The following is a 22,054-nucleotide window of genomic DNA, read 5'->3' as shown; positions in this document are numbered from 1 at the left end:
AAAAAGTAATTTCCTACGCTAACAAAATGATTTTCAGTATATATTTTATAAAAATCTATTCCTTAACAAACTTCGATACCCAGTTCGACGACGCTGTAGCGACTTTAACCACATAATTCCCCGAAGGCAACCCGGAAACCTCAATTGATGTAATTCCCTGAGCCGGGAGTACTCTTATCACTTCCTGCCCCAATACATTATAAACAGCCACCGAATCTATATCTACATTGGACTTGGACGAAATATTTAATTTGTCTGTCACCGGATTGGGATATAATGCAAATCCGGTGACATTATCTAATGGATTTGTTGCCAATGGAATAGCCACAGTAGTCACCGCAGTATTCGTAATCACCGGTGCGTTATAGTTGAAATAAATCCCGGCAGTATTGCTCAACTGATCGCCTAATTGCAGTGTCGGTTTCGTCTTAATTTTAAATACGAGATAACCGTCATTATTCGCATCATCAAAAGGCAGGTTGATGTTGTCAAAAACAAATTCTACCTCGTTGCCATTCGTGATCCTTGTGATAAACGGATGGCTTCCTGAGATGGGTGTTAAAGTAGCAATATCGAATTTTGAAGTATCGATCACATCTTTTATTGTAACAATCGCCGCATGATAATTTCCTGTGTTTTCAAACCGGATCCTATAATGAACGTACCCACCTACCATGGCCGGCGTAATAGTTTCTCCTTCAAGGCAGGTCTTGTCGTTAGGGTCAAATGCGTTGAAAACCCGTTGATGCAGCGTGGTCGTGTTGTCGGACGGCATGCCATCAGACGTCAACGTGATCCCTGCAGAAAACTGCAATAGATCTCCCTGAATCACGGGCGGCGTTTCGACAGGCGAGTTTAGGTTTAAGGTAAAGTCTATAATACGGCTTTCAAAAGGCTGCAACGCGGAATAGTCCCAGGAAATTGTGCCTGATGCCTGTGTTGAAGGCAATGGTACAGCTCCAATAAAGTCCATTATTGCCTCATTGAAAGAAAAATCTATGGTTCCAGCAGCAGCGGTAGTCCCCTTATTTTTGAAAACAATCCTGTATTTCGTATCAAACCCAGGCTGGGCGGTATTCATATTGAATAAGAAAATCTCCACATCGGGGTGCACACCATTTGCGCTGACGCAGAAATCCTGATTCAACGGAGCGGGCTGCTCAGGAAAAGTAACAGTGACACTAGGCGGATAAGCTGTAAAGTACGGATTTTCGAAAAAGGGTACAATGGTATGCATGCCTGCCTGAACCGGGATGTCATAGTACCCGGAATCATCGCTGATAATGGTACCGTTGACCAAGCCATTCGTGATACTAAACTTAAGATTCGGATAACGCAGGTCTGCATTGCTGCAGCCATTATTATCAGCATCATATAGTTGCCGCCCACGAATATGGTAAAAAGCACCGGGTGTATAGGAACAATACGAATTGACTTCACACGATGTTAAACCATATTGACTAAGTCTATCATTTATCATATCAATTTGTGACTCATTTACGCAAATATACTGCAGGTTAAGGTTTTCCTCGAACACCACATTTTCTCCAAGCCAGAAATTGTTATTTTTTATAAACAATGAATGTAAATCGTTATAGCTACAATCCAGTGTAACCAAATCCGAAAGATTTGATACATCCAGTGTTGACAGGAAATTATTACTGCAAAATAAGTCCCCCAAATTCGTGTACGCTGATAAATTGAGGTCTGTAAATTGATTATGTGAGCAATAAAGCGAACCAACGGATTCCTTTGGAACGATATTTAATGCGGCTAAGGAGTTATAGCTGCAATCCAAATACTCCAGAGATGCGGCTGCGGGCACATTTATTTCTGTAAGCTGGTTATTGTTACAACGAAACTCGCCAAAGGGTATGGCGGGTAAATTCAATGCCGTTAAAAGATTAAAGCTACAATAAAACTGGTAAAAACCTATGGCCGGTGATAAATCTAACGATGTAATATAGTTGTTACTGCAATCGAAATTTACAAAATAGCTATGTGGTAATGTGATGCTGGTGAGTTCGTTATTATTGCCTTTAAAGTCACCGAGGGAAGTAAGTGATGATAAATTTAAAGACGTTATCTGGTTATAATCACACCATAAATATTGCAAATTTGGGAGATCTGGCAAATTAAGAGTAGCAAGTTGATTGTTGGAGCAATGGATGTTATTTAAAGTTTCGGTCGATGGAAACGTTATGTTTGTAAGTAAGTTGTTGTCAAGATTAAGCAAGCCCAGCTCACTAAAACTACTTAAATCAATGGATGTTAACTGATTGGACCCAATTTCCAGATCCTGAATGTGAATTGTTCCGGAAAAGTTAATAAGGCTGAGTTGATTGTGATATCCCAATAGTTGTTGCAAATTGGGCAGATTCGACAAATCAATAGTACCCACCTGATTATAATTGAAATGCATCTGAATGAGATTAGTGCATCCTGAAACGTTAATACTTGATATTATGTTATTATTACAATATAATCTTTGAATAGTGGTATTACCCGAAAAATCCAGTGTTGTAATTTGATTATCCGAACAATTTAATTCTAATAAGTTGGAAAATGATTGTATTCCCGTAATCACCGAAATATTTGCCTGCTGGACGTACAATCGATAAACTTTCTGCGCCTCGCTTAACTGGATTTCTGAATCGTTGTTTTCATCAAGTACGAAACTATTCCCAAGAGCATTTATCGCAATGCCGTTACTTTCATTTGCAGATAGGAGCTTCGCCTTAAAATTAGTATCCGGAATATTTACAATCTGTGCGTTGGCAATTTGAAACAGAAATAATGTCAGGACAATCAGGTAGTATTTTTTCATATCAATAGGTTTAACTTAGGCTGGACCAGCCAAATATATAAACTTTTTATACGACTTAGCTTGTAAACGAACAACTTCGCCAATTTAATACAAAACAAAAAACTCCGTACATCAAGGAGTTTTATTATTATTTACGACACTGATGTAGCATTAGAACGCCACGTTCCACCTTGGCAATTTTCCGTTCTCGTCAAGGAAATTCTGCAGCACGTTCCCTTCTGCGAAAGTCGGGATCACTTTATTTTTAGCATTGAAGGTTTCATACCAAACCACTTCGAGCCTGCTGATGTCTTCTTTCTTCATTTGGGCCGGCCAGGAGTATTTGCGCCCGGTCTTGGCAAACTGGTGTCCGTTTACGATCTTGTCATAAAGTCCGCCATTTTTGCTTTTTAAGGTACCGTCATTCTGCACCGTTCCGGTAGAACCGACCATGATCAGCTCCTTTTCTTCGCCATCTACGGCATATACCACAAAAATACCATTCCCGGATTCCGGTGCATTGCAGACCTCTTCGAGGGCGTCATCCGGCGTGAAAGTAAACGTATTGGTGGTTTTGAATTTCTTAAGTTCTTTATACATCATTTGAAAATTTGGCACCCAGTTCCCTGAATGCGGTTAATTAAAAAACCCCGTTTCCGACAGTTCGAAAACGGAGTCTGTATTTGATATCTTTGATTCTTGTCGCTGATCGCTGTCGCTTAACCCAGGACTTCTTTTACTTTTTTCCCGATTTCTGCCGGAGAATCCACTACGTGGATGCCACACTCGCGCATGATGCGTTTCTTGGCTTCGGCAGTATCATCAGCGCCACCAACAATAGCACCGGCGTGTCCCATCGTCCTTCCTTTAGGAGCAGTTTCACCAGCGATGAAGCCTACTACTGGCTTTCTGTTTCCGTCAGCTTTGATCCAATGGGCAGCATCTGCTTCCAATTGTCCGCCAATCTCCCCAATCATGACGATGCATTTTGTTTCAGGGTCATTCATCAGCAATTCTACGGCTTCTTTCGTCGTCGTTCCGATGATTGGATCCCCTCCGATCCCGATTGCCGTAGTGATGCCCAATCCTTGTTTCACGACCTGGTCAGCAGCCTCATAAGTTAACGTTCCTGATTTTGAAACGATCCCAACGGTGCCTTTCTTAAAAACGAAACCAGGCATAATCCCTACTTTAGCTTCTTCCGGCGTGATGACGCCAGGACAGTTTGGACCAATCAGGCGGCAGTTTTTTCCTTTGATGTAGTCGTATGCTTTGATCATATCGGCTACAGGAATGCCTTCGGTAATGGTGATGATTACTTTGATTCCGGCGTCAGCGGCTTCCATAATCGCATCGGCGGCAAATGCTGGCGGTACGAAGATAATTGTAGTATCGGCTCCGGCTTTGTCTACTGCATCTTTCACAGTATTGAAAACAGGACGGTTCAAATGCTCAGTTCCTCCTTTACCCGGAGTAACACCACCAACCACATTGGTTCCGTATTCTATCATTTGCGAAGCGTGAAAAGTACCTTCGCTACCTGTAAAACCCTGTACAATTATTCTGGAATCCTTATTAACTAAAACGCTCATGTTGATATGGTTTAATTTGTTTTTTGAAATTTGTGTTGCAAAAATAAGTTTTTGAAAACAATATTCTTATGACTTTTTAAAATATTGTCCGCTAATTGGTGATTTAGGAAACCTGGCTCATCTGAAAACCACGGAAAAGCTTGTCGTCTTTAACTTCCCATATGACGAAAAAGTGTGCCAATAACATCTCCTCCCTTGGGTTTTCGATGGTTTTTACGAAATGGGAATATCTCGCCGCTACCGTATCGCCGTCCTGTAAAATGTGGCTCATGCGCACTTTCGTCCGGACGTATGCTTTACTGAGCTCTGTCGTGAAGGCAATGATTTCCTCATAATTCATGGTAATCGGTCCTTTGGAACTGTTCCATTCGACTTCTATCTCAGGATGCAGGTATGTCTGCATAACGGCCGGGTCGATCAGTGCATCGGATTTATAAAAAGCCTGAACTAATTTTTTCGCGCTCATAATCTATTTCAGTTTATTAAGTATGTCCGGTATCTTTTTAATATTGGCCAACTGCTTCAACTTTTCCCTGGATTCCTCCACCGGCGTTCCGAAGTAGGTCTTACCGCCTTCAATGGATTTGGTGACTCCGGTTTGGCCTAAAACCACTGCCTTCTCTCCTATCGTGATGCCACTGGTGGCCCCTACCTGTCCCCACAAAGTGACTTCATCCTCAATAACAACGCAGCCCGCAATACCCGTTTGGGAAGCGATCAGGCATTTTTTACCGATTACCGTGTCATGACCTACATGCACCTGGTTGTCGATCTTGGTTCCTGCGCCAATGGTAGTGTCACCGGTGACACCCTTGTCAATCGTACAAAGTGCGCCAATACCCACATTGTCCTCAATGACGACGCGACCGCCGGAAATGAGTTGGTCAAAACCTTCAGGGCGTTTTTTATAATAAAATGCATCGGCCCCGAGGACTGTTCCCGCGTGGATGATTACATTGTCTCCGATAACAGTATGGTCATAAATGGCGACATTCGCGTGGATCAGGCAATTCTTTCCGATCACCACGTGGTTGCCCACAAAGGAGTTTGGCTGTATAATCGTCCCTTCTCCGATCTTCGCGGACGGCGAAATAGCCGTCGCAGCTCTTTCGAATGGCTTAAAATGATGGGTAAGCTTATTAAAATCCCTAAAAGGATCGTCAGAAATCAACAGGGCTTTTCCTTCAGGACAATCTACATTCTTGTTTATGAGGACAATGGTCGCTGCAGATTTTAAAGCCTTGTCATAATATTTCGGATGATCCACAAATACGATGTCACCAGGTTCCACGACATGTATTTCATTCATTCCGGAAACTGGAAAATTCTTATCGCCTACGTATTCGCAGTTGATAATCCTGGCAATTTCTTCTAAAGACTGAATGTTTGGAAACTTCATATTTTAATTGGCAAATGTGATCATTAGTGAATCATGCAGGGCGCAAAATAAAAAAGGCCTTCGCTAAAATGCGGGTGGCCCTTGTTATAGATCTACTCTTTCACACGCTCTAAATAAGAACCGGTAGCAGTATCAATTTTCACCTTATCGCCCTCATTAATAAACAACGGGACGTTGATCGTAGCACCGGTCTCTACTGTCGCAGGTTTTGTAGCATTGGTAGAAGTATTTCCTTTTACGCCAGGTTCTGAGTAAGTCACCTCAAGCACTACGGAAGCAGGCATATCTACAGATAAAGGCGCTTCAGTCTCCGCATTGATGATTACTTTTACGGTAGTTCCTTCTTTCAATAAGTCCGGGGCATCAAGGATCGCTTTGTTCAGTTGGATTTGCTCGTAGCTTTCGGTATGCATAAAATTGTACATGTCGCCTTCCGCATATAAAAACTGGAATTCATGCGTCTCCACACGAACCTCATCGATTTTGTGCCCAGCAGAAAAAGTGTTGTCCAACACTTTGCCATTGGTAAGGCTTTTCAGCTTCGTTCTTACGAAAGCTGGACCTTTACCAGGTTTTACGTGGAGGAATTCGATGATTTTGTAAATATCGTGGTTGAACTTAATGCATAATCCGTTTCTAATATCTGATGTAGATGCCATCTGTTTGGTTTTAAATGTTAATGTTGAATTTTAATGTAAATCTATTAGTAATTTCCGGTGTAGCCTTTCATCACGCCTCTCGATGAATTCCTGATAAAATCAAGGATTTCGTCCCTTTCCGGCGTGGCTTCCATTTCAGCTTCAATGATGCTGACGGCTTGTGAAGTATTGTAATTTTTCTGGTATAATATCCTGTAAATTTCCTGTATCTCCCGAATCTTGTCTGTGGTAAACCCCCTTCTCCTCAAACCTACCGAGTTTATCCCGACATAGGAAAGTGGCTCTTTGGCCGCTTTGGTATACGGAGGAACATCTTTCCTGACCAGCGACCCACCGGAAATCATCGCGTGGTCCCCGATGTGGATGAACTGGTGCACTGCAGCGAGCCCACCGATAATAGCAAAATTCCCCACAGTCACATGTCCCGCAAGCGCAACACCGTTTACAATAATCGCATTGTCACCGATATGGCAATCGTGTGCGATGTGTGCCGTAGCCATTACGAGGCAGTTGTTTCCGAGCTTAGTCTGGCCCGAAGCAATAGTACCTCTATTTATCGTAACACACTCACGTATAGTACAGTTATCACCAATGATTGCAAGTGACTCTTCACCTCCAAATTTTAAATCCTGCGGCACGGCCGAAATAACCGCACCCGGAAAAATATTACAGTTCTTTCCTATTCTGGCGCCTTCCATGATTGTCACGTTAGAGCCAATCCAGGTTCCGTCACCGATTACCACATTATTGTGGATCGTCGTAAACGGCTCGATCACCACATTTTTGGCGATCTTCGCTCCCGGATGCACATAGGCTAAGGTTGATTCATCTTTGTTTGTTTTATGGTTTTGCCTTGCGGCGATTATTGTTTCCTGGCGATCTGCGCCATAAGCTCTGCCTCTGCAACCAGTTTTCCGTTGGCATATGCATTCGCCTGCATGTGGCAAATTCCGCGCCTGATCGGAGCAATCAAATCACATTTAAATACGAGTGTATCGCCAGGCAAAACTTTATGCTTGAATTTCACATTGTCTATTTTCATAAAGAACGTCAGGTAATTTTCAGGGTCCGGAACGGTGCTCAACACCAGGATTCCGCCGCATTGCGCCATCGCTTCAACAATCAATACGCCTGGCATTACGGGTGCTCCCGGAAAATGGCCTACAAAAAACGGCTCATTCATCGTGACGTTTTTCAAACCAACAACATGGGTTTCCGACAGTTCGAAGATTTTGTCGACCAACAGGAACGGTGGCCTGTGCGGCAACATGGACATGATCTTATGAATATCCATCAAAGGTTCCTGGTGCAAATCATATACCGGAACCTGGTTGCGCTGTTCGATCTTGATAATTTTCGACATTTTCTTTGCAAATTGGGTGTTTACAAAGTGTCCCGGCTTATTGGCGATCACTTTCCCTTTGATGCGTGTACCAATCAAAGCGAGGTCACCAATCACATCAAGCAATTTGTGGCGCGCCGCTTCATTGGGGTAATGCAGCGTCAGGTTGTCCAGTATCCCGTTTGGTTTGACAGAGATCTTTTCTTTCCCAAAAGCAACTTTCAGGTTTTCCATTGTAGACGCTGAAATCTCCTTGTCCACATATACGATGGCATTGTTTAAATCGCCGCCTTTTATCAATCCGTTTTCCAACAAAGATTCGAGTTCGTGTAGGAAACTAAACGTCCTGGAATCTGCGATTTCAGATTTAAATTCTGAAATATTTTTCATCGTGGCATTTTGTGTTCCTAACACTTTGGTGCCAAAATCCACCATCGCCGTCACCTGGTAATCGTCGCCTGGCATCACAAGGATTTCGCTGCCTGTGGCTTCATCTGCAAAAGAAATGACTTCCTTTACCACATAGTATTTTCTTTCCGCCTCCTGCTCCACTACACCAGCTTTCTCGATCGCTTCAACAAAATATTTTGAAGAACCATCCATTATCGGCGGTTCAGAGGCATCGAGTTCTATAATCACGTTGTCGACATCACAGCCCACGAATGCCGCGAGTACATGCTCGGAAGTCTGGATTTTTACGCCTAATTTTTCAAGATTTGTGCCGCGTTGCGTGTTGACTACATAATTCGCATCTGCCTCAATCACGGGTTGGCCTTCAAGATCTACCCTCACAAAAGTAAAACCGTTGTTTATTGGAGCCGGCTTAAAAGTCATTTTCACATCCTTTCCGGTGTGCAGGCCAACACCTGTAAGGGAAACTTCGGTTGCGATGGTTTTTTGTTTAACCATTAGAAAGTATTTTTTGTTTGTTTATTTTGAGAAAAGGCGCATTATTCCTGCACCTCGTTACTATTGTTAACCCAAGTAACCTCATTTATTATCTAATCTATTCTCTTTTTTAACTCGTCAAGCTCTGAAATGATCTTCGGCAGGTTTTTAAAATGCACGTATGATTTACTGAAATCGCTGTATGTAAACGCAGGGCTTCCCTGAACGGTTTCGTCGTCTTTTATGTTCCTTCCTATTCCGGACTGTGCCTGAATCCGTACATTATTTCCAATCGTGAGGTGTCCTGAAATCCCCACCTGTCCCCCGATCATACAGTTGCGCCCTATTTTTGTAGAACCTGCAACACCGGTTTGCGCGGCAATTACAGTATTTTCTCCAATTTCAACATTGTGTGCAATCTGTATCTGGTTGTCCAGTTTGACGCCCTTCCGGATAACCGTAGAGCCCATTGTTGCGCGATCTACTGTCGTTGCTGCGCCAATATCAACGTGATCTTCGATAATTACATTTCCAATTTGCGGTATTTTACTATAGGTACCATCCTCTTTCGGCGCAAAACCGAAACCATCAGCGCCAATAATGGCACCGGAATGTATGCTACAGAAATTCCCGATTTTTGTATCAGAATAAATTCGAGCGCCCGCAAAAATAATTACATTATTCCCAATTTCAACATTATCTCCGATAAAAGAATTAGGATATATCTTAACATTATCTCCAATACTTACATTATTCCCAATGTAACCGAAGCTTCCGAGGTAAAAATTCTCCCCATAATGCACATTCTCAGAAATTACAGAAGGTTGCTCTATTCCCTGTTTATTGTGCTTCACCTGGTCGTAGAAAGAGAGGATTTTAGAGAACGCACCATAAGCGTCATCAACCTTTATTAAAGTAGTGGATACAGGTGTTTCAGGAACAAACGACATATTGACGATCGTCACGGATGCCTGGGTGGAATAAATAAAATTGTTGTACTTGGGATTGGAAAGAAAGGTCAGTGATCCATCGGTACCTTCTTCGATTTTGGACAACTTGAACACGATGGCGTCAGGATTCCCGACAATCTCGCCATCCAGTATTCCTGCGATCTGTGCTGCTGTAAACTTCATTTTACTGTAATTGCCCTTTGTTTAAATTCAGACATACGATAAACGGACCAAAAATATCTCCGATTTGCATTCTGCCCGACAAAAATATAAAAAAGTAGCTTTTAATTGTTAATTTTCAACAAGTACTTTCGGGAAGCAGATGTAATATTTTGTCACCGGTTTGCTCAGCGCCTTAAGGTTTAAATGGTCTGACGCTTCGACAACGTCCTCGATGCTTTTGTCTTTCTTGTAGATGCGGATCGGCGCGGCTTCTTTGTCGTAGGCCTGATTCCTGATCCTGCCTTTAAATACAAAGTATCCGGACTCATGCGCCGTAATCCCATTCCTGGCTGAAAAATCACGGATGTACGACTCCATTTCCTCTTTACTGAACTTCTCTTCGCCAAATTTAATCTTCGGTAAATCCCGATTGATAATCATCCTGCTTAGACTGCTCAGCACGAAATCCGAATGGTACTGCCAGGCTTTCAGCGCGCTGATAATATCAGTATCGTCGAGGCGTGAGAACAATTCCAGTACTTCATCATTAAAGTCGGCTGCTTCAATCTTGTGCTCCATAAAGAACTTTAGCGGCGCACTGCAGTCGATTTCGACGCCTTTATGGATCAGCTCCTTAGCTCTTTTTAACGCTTTCGTAAGAATGAGTTCCGCGGCGAGACTCGTCTTATGCAGATAGGCCTGCCAATACATCAACCTTCTGGCCATCAGGAATTTTTCAACGGAATAGATCCCCTTTTCCTCAATCGCCAGTTTGTCATCCACAACAATCATCATTTGGATAAGCCTGTCCGAATTGACATTTCCTTCTGCCACGCCGGTATAGAAGCTATCGCGCTTCAGGTAATCCATTCGGTCCATATCGAGCTGGCTTGAAATCAACTCCAGCATGAACTTCCGGTGGTAGAATCCCCTGAAGATTTGTATCGCCAATGTGAGCTTCCCGTCGAACTCTGCATTGAGTTTGTCCATAAACAACATCGAAATTGACTCATGTGAGATGTTTTCTACAATACTGTGTTCCATAGCATGCGAAAATGGGCCGTGCCCGATGTCGTGCAATAATATGGCGGTACAGAGCGCAATTTCCTCTTCTTTTGAAATGACCGTCCCTTTAAACCTTATCGTTTCGATGGCTTTCTGCATCATGTGCATGCATCCCAATGCGTGGTGGAAACGGGTGTGGTGTGCTCCGGGATAAACCAGGTAAGACAAGCCCATCTGAGAAATACGCCTCAGCCTTTGAAAATATGGATGCTGGACCAGGTCATAGATCAGCGTGTCAGGAATAGTGATGAATCCGTAAATTGGATCGTTGAGTATCTTCAGTTTGTTAATTTGGCCCACATTAAAAAAATTGTTGCCAAAGATAAGCATTTTGGTATTAGCTCCATTGCGGGCAATTTTGTAACTTTAGCCTATACTAATTTCATATGAGCGCAAACAAGACCTTACTTTTCCTAATTATCGCAGCCTGTTCCGGCTGTTCCTCGCAGCCTTCAAAGATCAGTGTGGCCTTTGATTTTCCGAAAAATATAAAAGAAGCATCGGCGCTCGAGTACATTGCACAGTCAAAGCTTTTCTGGACGCTGGAGGATAGCGGGAACGACGCAAACTTATATGCTTTAGACAAAAGCGGAAAACGCGTTAATACGGTAGCGGTTGATGTTGTGAATAATGATTGGGAAGAACTGGCCTCAGACCCTGAGGGTAATCTTTACATCGGCGATTTTGGAAACAACGACAATGAAAGAAAGGATTTGTGCATTTATAAGATCGATGCGGCAGACCTGGCGGGTACTAACGCCGTGCCTTCTGAAAAGATATCGTTCTTTTATCCTGAACAAAAAGAATTTCCGCCCAGGAAATCGGCACGCTTCTATGATGCGGAAGCCTTCTTTTACTTTAGAGGAAATTTCTACCTGTTTACAAAAAACCGAAGTTCAAAATTTGACGGCACTACCCTACTATACCGCGTTCCCGCTGTTCCCGGCAATCACGCTGCCATTTTGATGGGAAAATTCAGGACTTGTACCGATTACAAGCATTGCGCGATTACCGATGCAGATATTTCAGATGACGGAACCACCATCGCATTGCTCAGCAGTTCCACGGTTTGGCTATTTAAAGATTTTAAAAATGATGATTTTTTAAAAGGCAGACTGACGACAATCGATCTGCAGGATTTCACGCAGAAGGAAGGCATCTGTTTTGACGGCAACCGTATTTTCATCGCCGACGAAAAGGACAAACATACCGGCGGAAAGGTTTATGAGCTTAATAAACCTTAATTCAGTTATCTTAAACGAAAAAACATGCTGCAACAACTTTTTGAGCTTTTTATTTTGGCGCTGCCCATCGCCTGCATTGCCTGGACCGTCACCCATGAAGAAGTGTTTAGGGAGCCTCGGGAGTTCTGTGTGAAAAATGCCAAACAGGGCCGCACTATCCTTTACCGGAAGTTTTTCTATCTGTTCACCTGTGAATATTGCTTCAGCCATTATGTGACACTGGCTGTTGTCGTAGTTACCGACTTTCATCTGCTGTTCGATGACTGGCGCGGTTATCTTATCGCAGGCTTTTCATTGGTTTGGATCGCCAATATCTATATGAGTCTTTTTGCCTATATCAGACAAGATATTAAAAAGGAGAAGACTGAGATCACGCTATTGGAGAAAAAGTCAGAAGTGCTTTCCGAGACCACGGATAAAAAATCTTAAAACATAATTAGCATATCCTGTAACCGTTTCAGCTTTCGTTGAAATAACTTTGGGTAAACGCATTGTAAAACCGTTTAACCAAATACCAACGTCATGAAAACAGACCATACCACACCAGGTCCAAAATTGCAGTCTAAAATCGATAAATCCGGGACCGATCCAAACCGATATTCTGCATTTTATTCAGAGGAAGATGCACATCGACTGGGTAACGTCAGCCACAAATCAAAACAAACCATCAAAGGTATTGAGTCCAATGTCAGCACGTTGGAACGTGTATTGATGATTGCGGGCGGTTCCTATTTATTATATAAGGCGCTTGCCGGAAGGAAAAAGAGTGTAGTGAAAGGAATCGCAGGCGGAACGATGCTGGCACGGGGAATAAGTGGATATTGCCCCTTATACCAAGCAGTCGGAAAAAGCGGCTTCCTTAAAACTTCCAATATCAACATCCGCACTTCGATGAGTATTGATAAGCCGGTTAGCGAAGTGTACGCGTTTTGGCGGAATCTTGAAAACCTTCCGCGGTTTATGAAACATCTCGAAACAGTAAAAGAAATCAATAAAACGACCTCGCACTGGTGCGTGAAAGTGCCCGGAGGTATTGGACACATCAGTTGGACTGCCAACATTCTAATGGATGAAAAAGACGAAATGCTAAGCTGGAAATCCGTACCAGGATCAACAATAGACAATGGCGGAAAAATCGTTTTTACAGAAAACGGCCGAGGGGGTACGGATCTCGATATCAACATTTCGTACCATGCACCACTCGGAATCGCCGGCGACGTCGCTGCCAAACTTCTGAATGGATTCTTTGAGAGAATGGTACACACCGACATTGAAAATGTTAAATCCTATATGGAATCAGGACAGCACACTTTGGCAGAATAAAGAAAATCCTTTTGCCCACGGAGACTGCGTCTTTTCTGATCTTTACTTTTAAAATGAAAGCAATGGCGTTTTTTTATTAAAAACATATCGTTATGAATACCAATGACAACAAGGGTCGAGAGGATAGACCCCAGAATATCAATCCTGACGAAGTGAACGTTTCACATCCTGCTAAAACAGATAAGGCAAAAGAGAAAATTCCGATCAAAGAAAGCGGCTTCGGACGCGAACAGGGACAGACGCCGGCAGACGAACACATCGAGCCTAAACTTTCTGAACAGGAAGAACAACCGGGGTACAACGAGATCAACGATGTTGACAATCGGGATCAGCTCGACAGCACCTCAGACTGGGATGCGGAGAACAGCCGAACAGGCAGGAACAAATAGGCAATATTCTGCCTTGTCAGACTAGAAATGTTAAAATGCGAAAATTTGTTTAGCTGTGTTTTCTGGCATTTGGAGCAATGGTGTGTTAATTTATTAGGATATCATTTGTGTTTTGTAATAAATTCGTACTAATCAATTACAATTTTACAAATCTTCAATCTTAAAAAACATGAATGCACAGAAAAAAATTACCCAAAACATGTATGTCGTCGGCGACACCAGCACAAGCGACGTATCAAAGAACCTTACTGTTGTCAAAAACAAAGCATCTGAAAAAGAGGAAGCCAAAACAGCTTTACAGTTGATGACTATTTCGCTGTCCGTCGCATTGAACAGCTATGCATCACAGTATAAGCTTTATGGATTAGGTCGGAAATTCCACTATAACTATGAAAATGTCGCAGTGCTCAATGACAATGAGTTATTGGAAGTCGCTTCACAGGTATTAGAAGCCGTGGCAGAATACGAAAGTGATCTTTGGAAGTATGATGTCAATCGTAAAACCATACTGTCATTTTTAAATACGATGTCGGTATTCCAATTTCTTATCTCACTACCATAATCGAATTTACCAAAATTGAAAAAGCCGCATGCATTTTTGATTAAATCATGCGGCTTTCTGATTAATTATTATTTTCTACGCTCCCGCAGTTTCTCCTTGCGGTCTTCACGAATCTGCTCGTAAATTTTGAACTGGTCTTCCGTTAAAATTACTTTGATCTCTTCATCTTTTGCCATCCGCAGTTTCTTGAGTTCTTTTAGCTTTTCGAGCTTGGATAATTCCGTGTTTGCGTTTACTTCCTTCATTTTTTCGGCATATTTTTTCGTGATTTCCGCGAAGGGGCCTTTCTGTTCCTCGGTTAGCGCCAATTTCTCGCGGTCCGTTTTGAGCTGTTCTACCAACGCGGTCTTTTGCTGGTCATTCAATTGCTTTTTTTCCTGCGCTGTAGTTACCGCAGAAAACATAAGGGCAATAATCGATAAAAACAAGGTGTGGGTATTTTTCATTTTCTTTAATTTAAAAGGTTTAACTATCCTACTGACATAAAATTAGGCATTTGGTTTAAAACACCTTTTTGAAAATTGCGGTGATTGTATCAGGTTTTTCGTTTTTCGATCGTGTTTCATCTCTCGCTCGTATTTCATTCCACCACGTTCCGAACTGCCTAAAAAACGCAAATTATTTTCTCGAAGGTGAGTAGAACGAAACTAGAACAAGACTAGAACAAAACCTAACCAGAAATACACACGGTAAGGTAAGTATTTTCTTTCTTAAATTTACGATCTGAGCCTCAATTTGGTGATTTTACAATTGGGTTTTGTAATCGCGTTCGTACCAGAAATCTCCAATCTAATTCTTACCTTTGCATTTTGCTAAAAATATGCCTGAAATAGAAAATAATATTGAAGTACTCGGGGCCAGGGTACACAACCTCAAAAACATTGATGTTACCATTCCCCGGGAGAAACTGGTTGTTATTACAGGGCTTTCCGGTTCTGGAAAGTCTTCGTTGGCCTTTGACACGATTTATGCCGAGGGACAGCGTCGCTATGTGGAAACTTTTTCTGCGTATGCACGGCAGTTTCTGGGCGGACTTGAACGCCCCGATGTGGATAAAATCGATGGCCTCTCTCCTGTAATTGCCATTGAACAAAAGACAACGAGTAAAAGTCCGCGTTCAACCGTCGGGACCATAACGGAGATTTACGACTTCCAACGCCTTCTTTTCGCGAGGGCCGGCGATGCATACAGTTACAATACGGGCGAGAAAATGGTCAGTTACAGTGATGATCAAATCAAGGGGCTCATCCTGGAAAATTACGATGGAAAGCGAATCAATATCCTTGCACCTGTGGTACGGGCACGTAAAGGGCATTATGGAGAGCTTTTTCAGCAAATTGCCAAACAGGGATTCCTGCGCGTACGCATCAACGGGGAACTTAAGGAGATTACGCCGGGCATGAAACTTGACCGGTACAAGACCCATGATATTGAAATTGTTATTGACCGTATGGTTGTTGAGGACAACCCGGATACAAACAAGCGCTTAAGCGACAGCATCAATACGGCCATGTATCATGGTGACGACGTGCTGATGGTTCTTGATCAGGATGCTGACGATGTGCGTTTTTTCAGCCGCAATCTGATGTGCCCGACAACAGGAATCTCGTACCAGAATCCTGAGCCGAACCTATTTTCTTTTAACTCTCCGAAAGGCGCTTGCGACCATTGCAACGGACTGGGCACCATCAACGAGATCAACCTGAAGAAAATCATTCCCAATCCGAAGGTTTCAATCAAGGCCGGCGGACTCATACCGCTCGGTGAATACAAAAGTTCCTGGATTTTCAAACAATTGGAAATTATCGGTGAAAAGTTTGGGTTTAAGCTCACCGATGCGATTGAGAAAATTCCGGCTGATGCCATGGAGGTGATTCTGAATGGTGGCAAAGACAAATTTGCCGTACCCTCAAAAACGCTTGGTATTACGAAAGAATACAAGATTGAGTTCGAAGGCATTTCAGCGTTCATCAAAAACCAATATGACGAAAGCGGCTCTTCCACCATCCGGCGCTGGGCAAAGGACTTCATGGATGAAGTGCCCTGTCCGGTATGCGAAGGTTCCAGGCTTAAAAAAGAAGCCCTGTATTTCAGGATCCACGGCAAGAACATCGCCGAACTATCCGCTATGGATATTGGGGAGTTGACGGAGTGGTTTCAAAATATCGACAAGCACCTTTCTGAAAAGCAGCACATTATCGCATCCGAGATTATCAAGGAAATCAGGGACCGGTTGAATTTCCTGATGAATGTCGGTTTGGAATACCTTTCCCTGAGCCGTAGCTCGAAATCGCTGTCCGGCGGCGAGGCACAACGCATCCGCCTGGCCACGCAGATCGGATCGCAGTTGGTTGGCGTACTCTACATCCTCGATGAGCCCAGCATTGGCCTGCACCAGCGCGACAACGAGAAACTGATCAGGTCATTGGAACAGCTCCGTGACATCGGGAACTCCGTTTTGGTGGTGGAACACGATAAGGACATGATTGAGCGTGCCGATTATGTGATTGATATTGGCCCAAAAGCGGGTAAATACGGCGGAGAAATCATCAGTAAAGGGACGCCTGCTGAACTGCTAAAAGAGCATACGATGACAGCGATGTACCTGAATGGTGAAATGAAGATTGAAGTACCTAAAAAACGCCGTGAAGGGAACGGTAAGTTCATGAAATTGAGTGGCGCCAGCGGAAACAACCTCAAAAATGTGACGATTGAACTGCCATTAGGCCAGTTGATCTGTGTTACCGGGGTTTCCGGCAGCGGCAAGTCGACGCTGATCAATGAAACGCTTTATCCGATCCTGAATGCGTATTATTTCAATGGCGTCAAAAAACCCCAGCCCTATAAAAAAATGGAAGGCCTTGAGCACATTGACAAGGTCATTGACATCGACCAAAGCCCGATTGGCAGGACGCCGCGGTCGAATCCGGCGACGTATACTGACGTTTTTTCCGAAATACGGAGTTTATTTACGATGACGCCCGAAAGCATGATCCGCGGCTACAAAGCCGGTCGCTTCAGCTTCAATGTCAAAGGCGGTCGTTGCGAAACCTGCGAGGGGTCAGGCGTCAGGACGATTGAAATGAACTTCCTTCCGGATGTGTATGTGGAATGTGAAACCTGCCAGGGCAAACGTTTCAACCGGGAAACACTCGAAATCCGCTACAAAGGCAAATCGATTTCGGATGTGCTGAACATGACGGTTGACGAAGCGGTTCCGTTCTTTGAGAATCTGCCAAAGATTTACCGCAAGATCAAGACCATCCAGGATGTTGGTTTGGGTTATATTACCCTTGGGCAGCAAAGCACAACGCTTTCGGGCGGTGAAGCACAACGCATCAAGCTGGCTGCGGAACTGTCAAAAAAAGATACAGGAAACACGTTCTATATCCTTGATGAACCGACAACGGGATTACATTTTGAGGACATTCGGGTGCTGATGGATGTCATCAACAAACTCGTCAACAAAGGCAACACGATTTTGATTATCGAGCACAATATGGATGTCATCAAGCTGGCAGATTACGTCATCGACATCGGATATGAAGGTGGAAAAGGCGGCGGACAGGTTGTTGCCAAAGGAACACCGGAGGAAATTATTAAAAATAAGAAGAGCTATACGGCGCAGTTTTTGAAGAAAGAACTTTCCAATTGACCGGGTATCATGGATTATTAATTGTCGAAAAACGCTATATTAGCCCGATTTTCCAATGTTGTCCGGCTATAGCCCGTCCCGAAACTTCGGGAGCAGCGGAAATCCTTTTTACTGCGGAGCGAGCAATTAATAAAAAGATTGCAGCGGATAGCCGGGAACAGCTCCTAAAAAATGAATGAGAATTTAATGTTGAATAATCAATTATCAATTTAAAAATATGAGATTAGAGGACTTTGATAACGATGAAGATAAAGTCATTCAGGACCGCCTGAAGCAAAAGACGTGGAACGAGATCCGTACCAATGACAGCTGGGCGATTTTTAAAATCATGGCAGAATTTGTCAATGGGTATGAAACCATGGGAAGAATTGGTCCGTGTGTATCCATTTTCGGATCGGCACGAACCAAACCGGACGAGCACTTCTACCTTTTGGCTGAGAAAATTGCATTCAAAATCAGTAAAGCCGGTTACGGTGTGATTACTGGTGGCGGCCCCGGAATTATGGAAGCCGGCAATAAAGGTGCACACCTGGGCGGCGGAACGTCAGTGGGCCTGAATATCGAACTCCCGTTTGAGCAGCATTACAACCCTTATATCGACCGTGACAAGAACCTGAACTTTGATTATTTCTTTGTCCGTAAGGTGATGTTCGTAAAATATTCGCAGGGTTTTGTTGTCATGCCGGGTGGTTTTGGCACACTGGACGAAATGTTTGAAGCCATCACGTTGATCCAAACCAAAAAAGTGGCGAAGTTCCCGGTCATCCTCGTCGGTCGGGAATTCTGGTCGGGACTGATGGATTGGGTGAAAACCACGCTGGTGGAAAAATACAAGACGGTAAGTCCGGGTGATCTTGACCTGATCCGCATTGTGGACACGGAAGATGAAGTGGTCGAGGTACTGGATAATTTCTACAAAAAATACACACTGAGCCCGAACTTTTAATACCGTGCCGAATAAAACAAAGCGCCACAGGATCTTCGGGTTTTGTGGTTTCTTTTTGGTCTTAAGCAATATTTAAGCAACTTCCGGCGGTATATTACATCCTAAAAGTGTTATTTAGCCGTAATTGTGAAAAAGAACCTATTGAAATTGTACAAATCCTTTGCCGTTTTACTGATTGCGCTTTCGTTTGCCGTCCCGGCACATGCGCAACACGCCTGTGCGATAACGGCAGTGCTGGATGCGGAAGCAAAGACCATTTCTGTATCACAACAGCTGAATTACGTGAATGCCTCTCCCGATACGCTGCAAACCATAGTGCTTAATGACTGGATCAGTTCCTATGCTTCAAAAGACACTCCATTGGCAAAACGTTTTTCAGACGAATTCATCAGAAGCTTTCACCTCGCCAAAGCACATGATCGCGGCGGTACGGAAAATCTAACCATCCGTTTTGAAAATGGTTTAGCCGCAGACTGGTTCCGGATGAATGACCAGCCTGATCTGGTGGAGATCAACCTTCCTGTGAAGCTGCTGCCGGGACAAAGCATCCAATTTTCATTGGCTTACAAAGTAAAAATTCCGAATGACCGTTTTACCCGATACGGCTATGGAAAGGCAGGCGAGTTTTACCTGCGCAACTGGTACCTCGCCCCGGCGCGCTACGACAACCACCATTTTTCAAAGTACAGCAACAACAACTCTGACGATATCGCCAATGCCATTACCGCATACGACATCAGTTTCACCATTCCGTCCGGACTCAAGCTATACACGGACACCGAAACACGAAGTTCCGGATCAGGCAACGTGTACCAACTGCACACGACCAAAAACGATTTCTGCATGTTTGTCTCGCAGGAAAACAGGTTTAAACTTTACAAGAACGACATTACTGAAGTCCTTACCGATCTGAACGACAACAATGTCAATGAAATCCAAAAGGCCTTGTTGATTGACAAAATCGTACGCTATGTGGACAGCAATATCGGACATTATCCACATTCAAAAATCACAGTGGCCCAGGCAGACTATGAGCGTAATCCATTTTATGGACTGAACCAGCTCCCCGCTTTCATCAGCCCGTTCCCGAATGACTTTTTGTACGAAATCAAGTTCCTGAAAACGTACCTCAATAATTTCCTGAAGACCAGCCTCCAACTCGATCCGCGGGCCGACAACTGGATTTATGACGGGCTGCAGGTTTACATTATGATGAAATACATTGACGAACATTATCCCGGCATTAAAATGATGGGAAATGTATCCAAGATGGGACTGTTTAAAAGCTACAACCTGACACAGCTTGACTTTAACGAGCAATACAGCTATTTCTATATGCTGATGGCCCGTAAAAACCTTGACCAACCCATCGGCGCACCCAAAAGCGACCTGATTAAATTTAACGAACAAATTGCCGGAAAGTACCGTGCGGGATTGAGCTTCCGATACCTGTCAGACTATATTGGAAATGAAAACATGCAACAGTCGATTGCTACATTCTACAGCGACAATACGAAAAGTACCGTTCCGACACGACGATCGGATTTTGAGGCCATATTGAAAAGCCGTACTGAGAAAAACATTGATTGGTTTTTTAAGACCATTATTGATTCGCGTGACATCGTAGATTATAAATTCGGCAATGTTTCCAAGACACGCGACAGCATTACTTTCACGATAAAAAACAAAACAGGCACCACCGTGCCCATTCCGATTTATGGAATTAAAAACAAGGAAATCGTCTTCAAGCAGTGGCTCGAAGGAGTCAGCAAGGACAGCACATTTACCGTGCCTCGCGAATCGGCGACAAAAATTGTGCTCAATTATAAAAATGAGGTCCCGGAATACAACCTGCGCAATAACTGGCGTTCGTTAAAAGACTTCAGGATCAGCAACCGTCCGATCAAATTTGTGTTCATGAAGGATTTGGAGGATCCATATTACAATCAGATTCTTTATGTCCCGACACTTACCTACAATCTGTATGACGGGCTGTCACCGGGGTTCCGTTTCCACAATAAGACCATTTTGGATAAGCCATTCATTTTTGATCTCAACCCAATGTATTCCTCAAACAACCAATCCTTGGTGGGAAATTTCTCCGTTGCGGTAAACCAAAACAACCGTGAAGGAAAATTATACGGCATGCGCTATCAGGTAAATGGATCGTACTTCCATTATGCACCGGAATCTGCGTATTTAAAACTCACTCCGATCGTGTTCTTTAAGTTCAGGGATTTCGACTTCCGGAACAATCACAAACAGACCCTTGTGTTGAGGAACGTTATCGTCAGGCGCGACAACCTGCCATCAGATGCGGAAGATGAATTGGAGAATTACAGTGTCTTTAACGCAAAATTCATCGATGGAAATTCAGAAGCGACGAAACACTTTGGCTACACTACAGACCTGCAACTGTCGAAAACCTTTGGTAAAGCTTCCATTGATGTACAATACCGTAAACTGTTCAATGACAACAGACAGATAAGTATCCGGCTCTACGCAGGAACCTTTTTATACAACCGTACGGATACGGATTATTTCAGTTTTGGGCTGGACCGCCCCACAGATTATTTGTTTGATTATGATTTCTATGGACGGTCTGAAAAATCTGGATTATTCAGCCAACAACTGATCATCGCAGAGGGCGGATTTAAGTCGAAACTGGCGAACCCTTTTGCCAACCAATGGATTGCGACAGCCAACGTGGGCTTTAACATTTGGAATTGGGTGGAAGTCTATGGCGATGCGGGTTTTGTAAAAAGCAGGTTTCAGGAGCGCGATTTCGTTTACGACAGTGGAATCCGCCTGAATCTGGTTACCGATTATTTTGAGTTGTATTTTCCTGTCTATTCAAACAACGGCTGGGAAATTGGGCAACAAAATTACAACGAGAAAATCCGTTTTGTGGTAACGCTAGACCCAAAGCTGCTGATCAATCTTTTCACACGGAAATGGTTTTAATTCAATCCGGCTGTGCTGCATAACCGTTCGATGTCACTAAACCGAATACAGCATTCGTTTATAGCTGTTTCCAATGCCAACCCATCAAGCATTTGCAATGCTCATTTT

General features: G+C 43.4%; 19 protein-coding genes. 8 read left to right on the top strand and 11 right to left on the bottom strand.

Translation table 11 applies throughout. The annotated features are described in order from the left end of the window. Positions 1-55 precede the first annotated feature (55 nt). The 10 genes from CFE23_RS05780 to CFE23_RS05735 form a co-directional block, all read right to left on the bottom strand. Positions 56-2,827, bottom strand: coding sequence for a T9SS type A sorting domain-containing protein (locus CFE23_RS05780; protein WP_291085382.1), 2,772 nt, complete (start codon positions 2,825-2,827; stop codon positions 56-58). Between the two features lie 150 nt (positions 2,828-2,977). Next, on the bottom strand, positions 2,978-3,406 hold the full coding sequence (locus CFE23_RS05775; protein WP_363331560.1) for a hypothetical protein: 429 nt from the start codon (positions 3,404-3,406) through the stop codon (positions 2,978-2,980). Positions 3,407-3,525: 119 nt separating this feature from the next. Then, positions 3,526-4,398 carry a succinate--CoA ligase subunit alpha gene (gene sucD / locus CFE23_RS05770; protein WP_291085376.1) on the bottom strand — a complete coding sequence of 291 codons (873 nt, stop codon included), beginning with the start codon at positions 4,396-4,398 and terminating at the stop codon, positions 3,526-3,528. A gap of 103 nt (positions 4,399-4,501) precedes the next feature. Beyond that, positions 4,502-4,864, bottom strand: coding sequence for a nuclear transport factor 2 family protein (locus CFE23_RS05765; RefSeq protein ID WP_291085373.1), 363 nt, complete (start codon positions 4,862-4,864; stop codon positions 4,502-4,504). Between the two features lie 3 nt (positions 4,865-4,867). Then, the gene (locus CFE23_RS05760; protein ID WP_291085367.1) at positions 4,868-5,797 is read right to left on the bottom strand and encodes a UDP-3-O-(3-hydroxymyristoyl)glucosamine N-acyltransferase; all 930 of its coding nucleotides are present in this window, start codon (positions 5,795-5,797) and stop codon (positions 4,868-4,870) included. A gap of 92 nt (positions 5,798-5,889) precedes the next feature. Beyond that, the gene (gene efp, locus CFE23_RS05755; RefSeq protein WP_291085364.1) at positions 5,890-6,456 is read right to left on the bottom strand and encodes an elongation factor P; all 567 of its coding nucleotides are present in this window, start codon (positions 6,454-6,456) and stop codon (positions 5,890-5,892) included. Positions 6,457-6,500: 44 nt separating this feature from the next. Beyond that, a complete protein-coding gene (gene lpxA, locus CFE23_RS05750; protein ID WP_291085361.1) occupies positions 6,501-7,265 on the bottom strand; it encodes an acyl-ACP--UDP-N-acetylglucosamine O-acyltransferase in 765 nt (254 codons plus the stop codon). 53 nt (positions 7,266-7,318) lie between these two features. Further along, positions 7,319-8,707: a bifunctional UDP-3-O-[3-hydroxymyristoyl] N-acetylglucosamine deacetylase/3-hydroxyacyl-ACP dehydratase gene (locus CFE23_RS05745; protein WP_291085358.1), complete on the bottom strand. Its 1,389-nt coding sequence runs from the start codon at positions 8,705-8,707 to the stop codon at positions 7,319-7,321. Positions 8,708-8,799: 92 nt separating this feature from the next. Continuing rightward, positions 8,800-9,819: a UDP-3-O-(3-hydroxymyristoyl)glucosamine N-acyltransferase gene (lpxD, locus tag CFE23_RS05740; RefSeq protein WP_291085355.1), complete on the bottom strand. Its 1,020-nt coding sequence runs from the start codon at positions 9,817-9,819 to the stop codon at positions 8,800-8,802. Positions 9,820-9,927: 108 nt separating this feature from the next. After that, positions 9,928-11,163, bottom strand: a complete 1,236-nt coding sequence (locus CFE23_RS05735; RefSeq protein ID WP_291085353.1) for an HD domain-containing protein — start codon at positions 11,161-11,163, stop codon at positions 9,928-9,930. Between the two features lie 86 nt (positions 11,164-11,249). Between CFE23_RS05735 and CFE23_RS05730 the strand changes: the two genes are divergently transcribed. The 5 genes from CFE23_RS05730 to CFE23_RS05710 all read left to right on the top strand — a co-directional run bounded on the left by CFE23_RS05730 (position 11,250) and on the right by CFE23_RS05710 (position 14,381). Continuing rightward, a complete protein-coding gene (locus tag CFE23_RS05730; RefSeq protein ID WP_291085350.1) occupies positions 11,250-12,107 on the top strand; it encodes a hypothetical protein in 858 nt (285 codons plus the stop codon). Positions 12,108-12,131: 24 nt separating this feature from the next. Then, complete coding sequence (locus CFE23_RS05725) at positions 12,132-12,536, top strand: hypothetical protein (protein ID WP_291085348.1); 405 nt, start codon at positions 12,132-12,134, stop codon at positions 12,534-12,536. Between the two features lie 93 nt (positions 12,537-12,629). Beyond that, the gene (locus CFE23_RS05720) at positions 12,630-13,430 is read left to right on the top strand and encodes an SRPBCC family protein (RefSeq protein WP_291085345.1); all 801 of its coding nucleotides are present in this window, start codon (positions 12,630-12,632) and stop codon (positions 13,428-13,430) included. A 92-nt stretch (positions 13,431-13,522) separates the two neighbouring features. Then, positions 13,523-13,819 (top strand): hypothetical protein, encoded by a 297-nt coding sequence (locus tag CFE23_RS05715; protein ID WP_291085342.1) that lies wholly within the window; start codon positions 13,523-13,525, stop codon positions 13,817-13,819. Between the two features lie 169 nt (positions 13,820-13,988). Next, on the top strand, positions 13,989-14,381 hold the full coding sequence (locus tag CFE23_RS05710; protein ID WP_291085339.1) for a hypothetical protein: 393 nt from the start codon (positions 13,989-13,991) through the stop codon (positions 14,379-14,381). Positions 14,382-14,449: 68 nt separating this feature from the next. Here the strand turns inward: CFE23_RS05710 and CFE23_RS05705 are convergent, their stop codons facing one another. Beyond that, positions 14,450-14,827: a hypothetical protein gene (locus CFE23_RS05705; RefSeq protein WP_291085335.1), complete on the bottom strand. Its 378-nt coding sequence runs from the start codon at positions 14,825-14,827 to the stop codon at positions 14,450-14,452. A gap of 374 nt (positions 14,828-15,201) precedes the next feature. Between CFE23_RS05705 and uvrA the strand changes: the two genes are divergently transcribed. The 3 genes from uvrA to CFE23_RS05690 all read left to right on the top strand — a co-directional run bounded on the left by uvrA (position 15,202) and on the right by CFE23_RS05690 (position 21,946). After that, positions 15,202-18,036: an excinuclease ABC subunit UvrA gene (gene uvrA, locus CFE23_RS05700; protein ID WP_291085332.1), complete on the top strand. Its 2,835-nt coding sequence runs from the start codon at positions 15,202-15,204 to the stop codon at positions 18,034-18,036. Between the two features lie 217 nt (positions 18,037-18,253). Next, complete coding sequence (locus CFE23_RS05695; protein ID WP_291085329.1) at positions 18,254-18,982, top strand: TIGR00730 family Rossman fold protein; 729 nt, start codon at positions 18,254-18,256, stop codon at positions 18,980-18,982. A 126-nt stretch (positions 18,983-19,108) separates the two neighbouring features. Further along, on the top strand, positions 19,109-21,946 hold the full coding sequence (locus CFE23_RS05690) for an aminopeptidase (RefSeq protein WP_363331559.1): 2,838 nt from the start codon (positions 19,109-19,111) through the stop codon (positions 21,944-21,946). Positions 21,947-22,054 lie beyond the last annotated feature (108 nt).

It is taken from the genome of Flavobacterium sp. BFFFF1 (assembly GCF_002256285.1).
Classification (GTDB): domain Bacteria; phylum Bacteroidota; class Bacteroidia; order Flavobacteriales; family Flavobacteriaceae; genus Flavobacterium.
The sequence above is the reverse complement of the archived record's forward strand: the minus strand, read 5'-3'. Positions and strand labels throughout refer to the sequence as shown.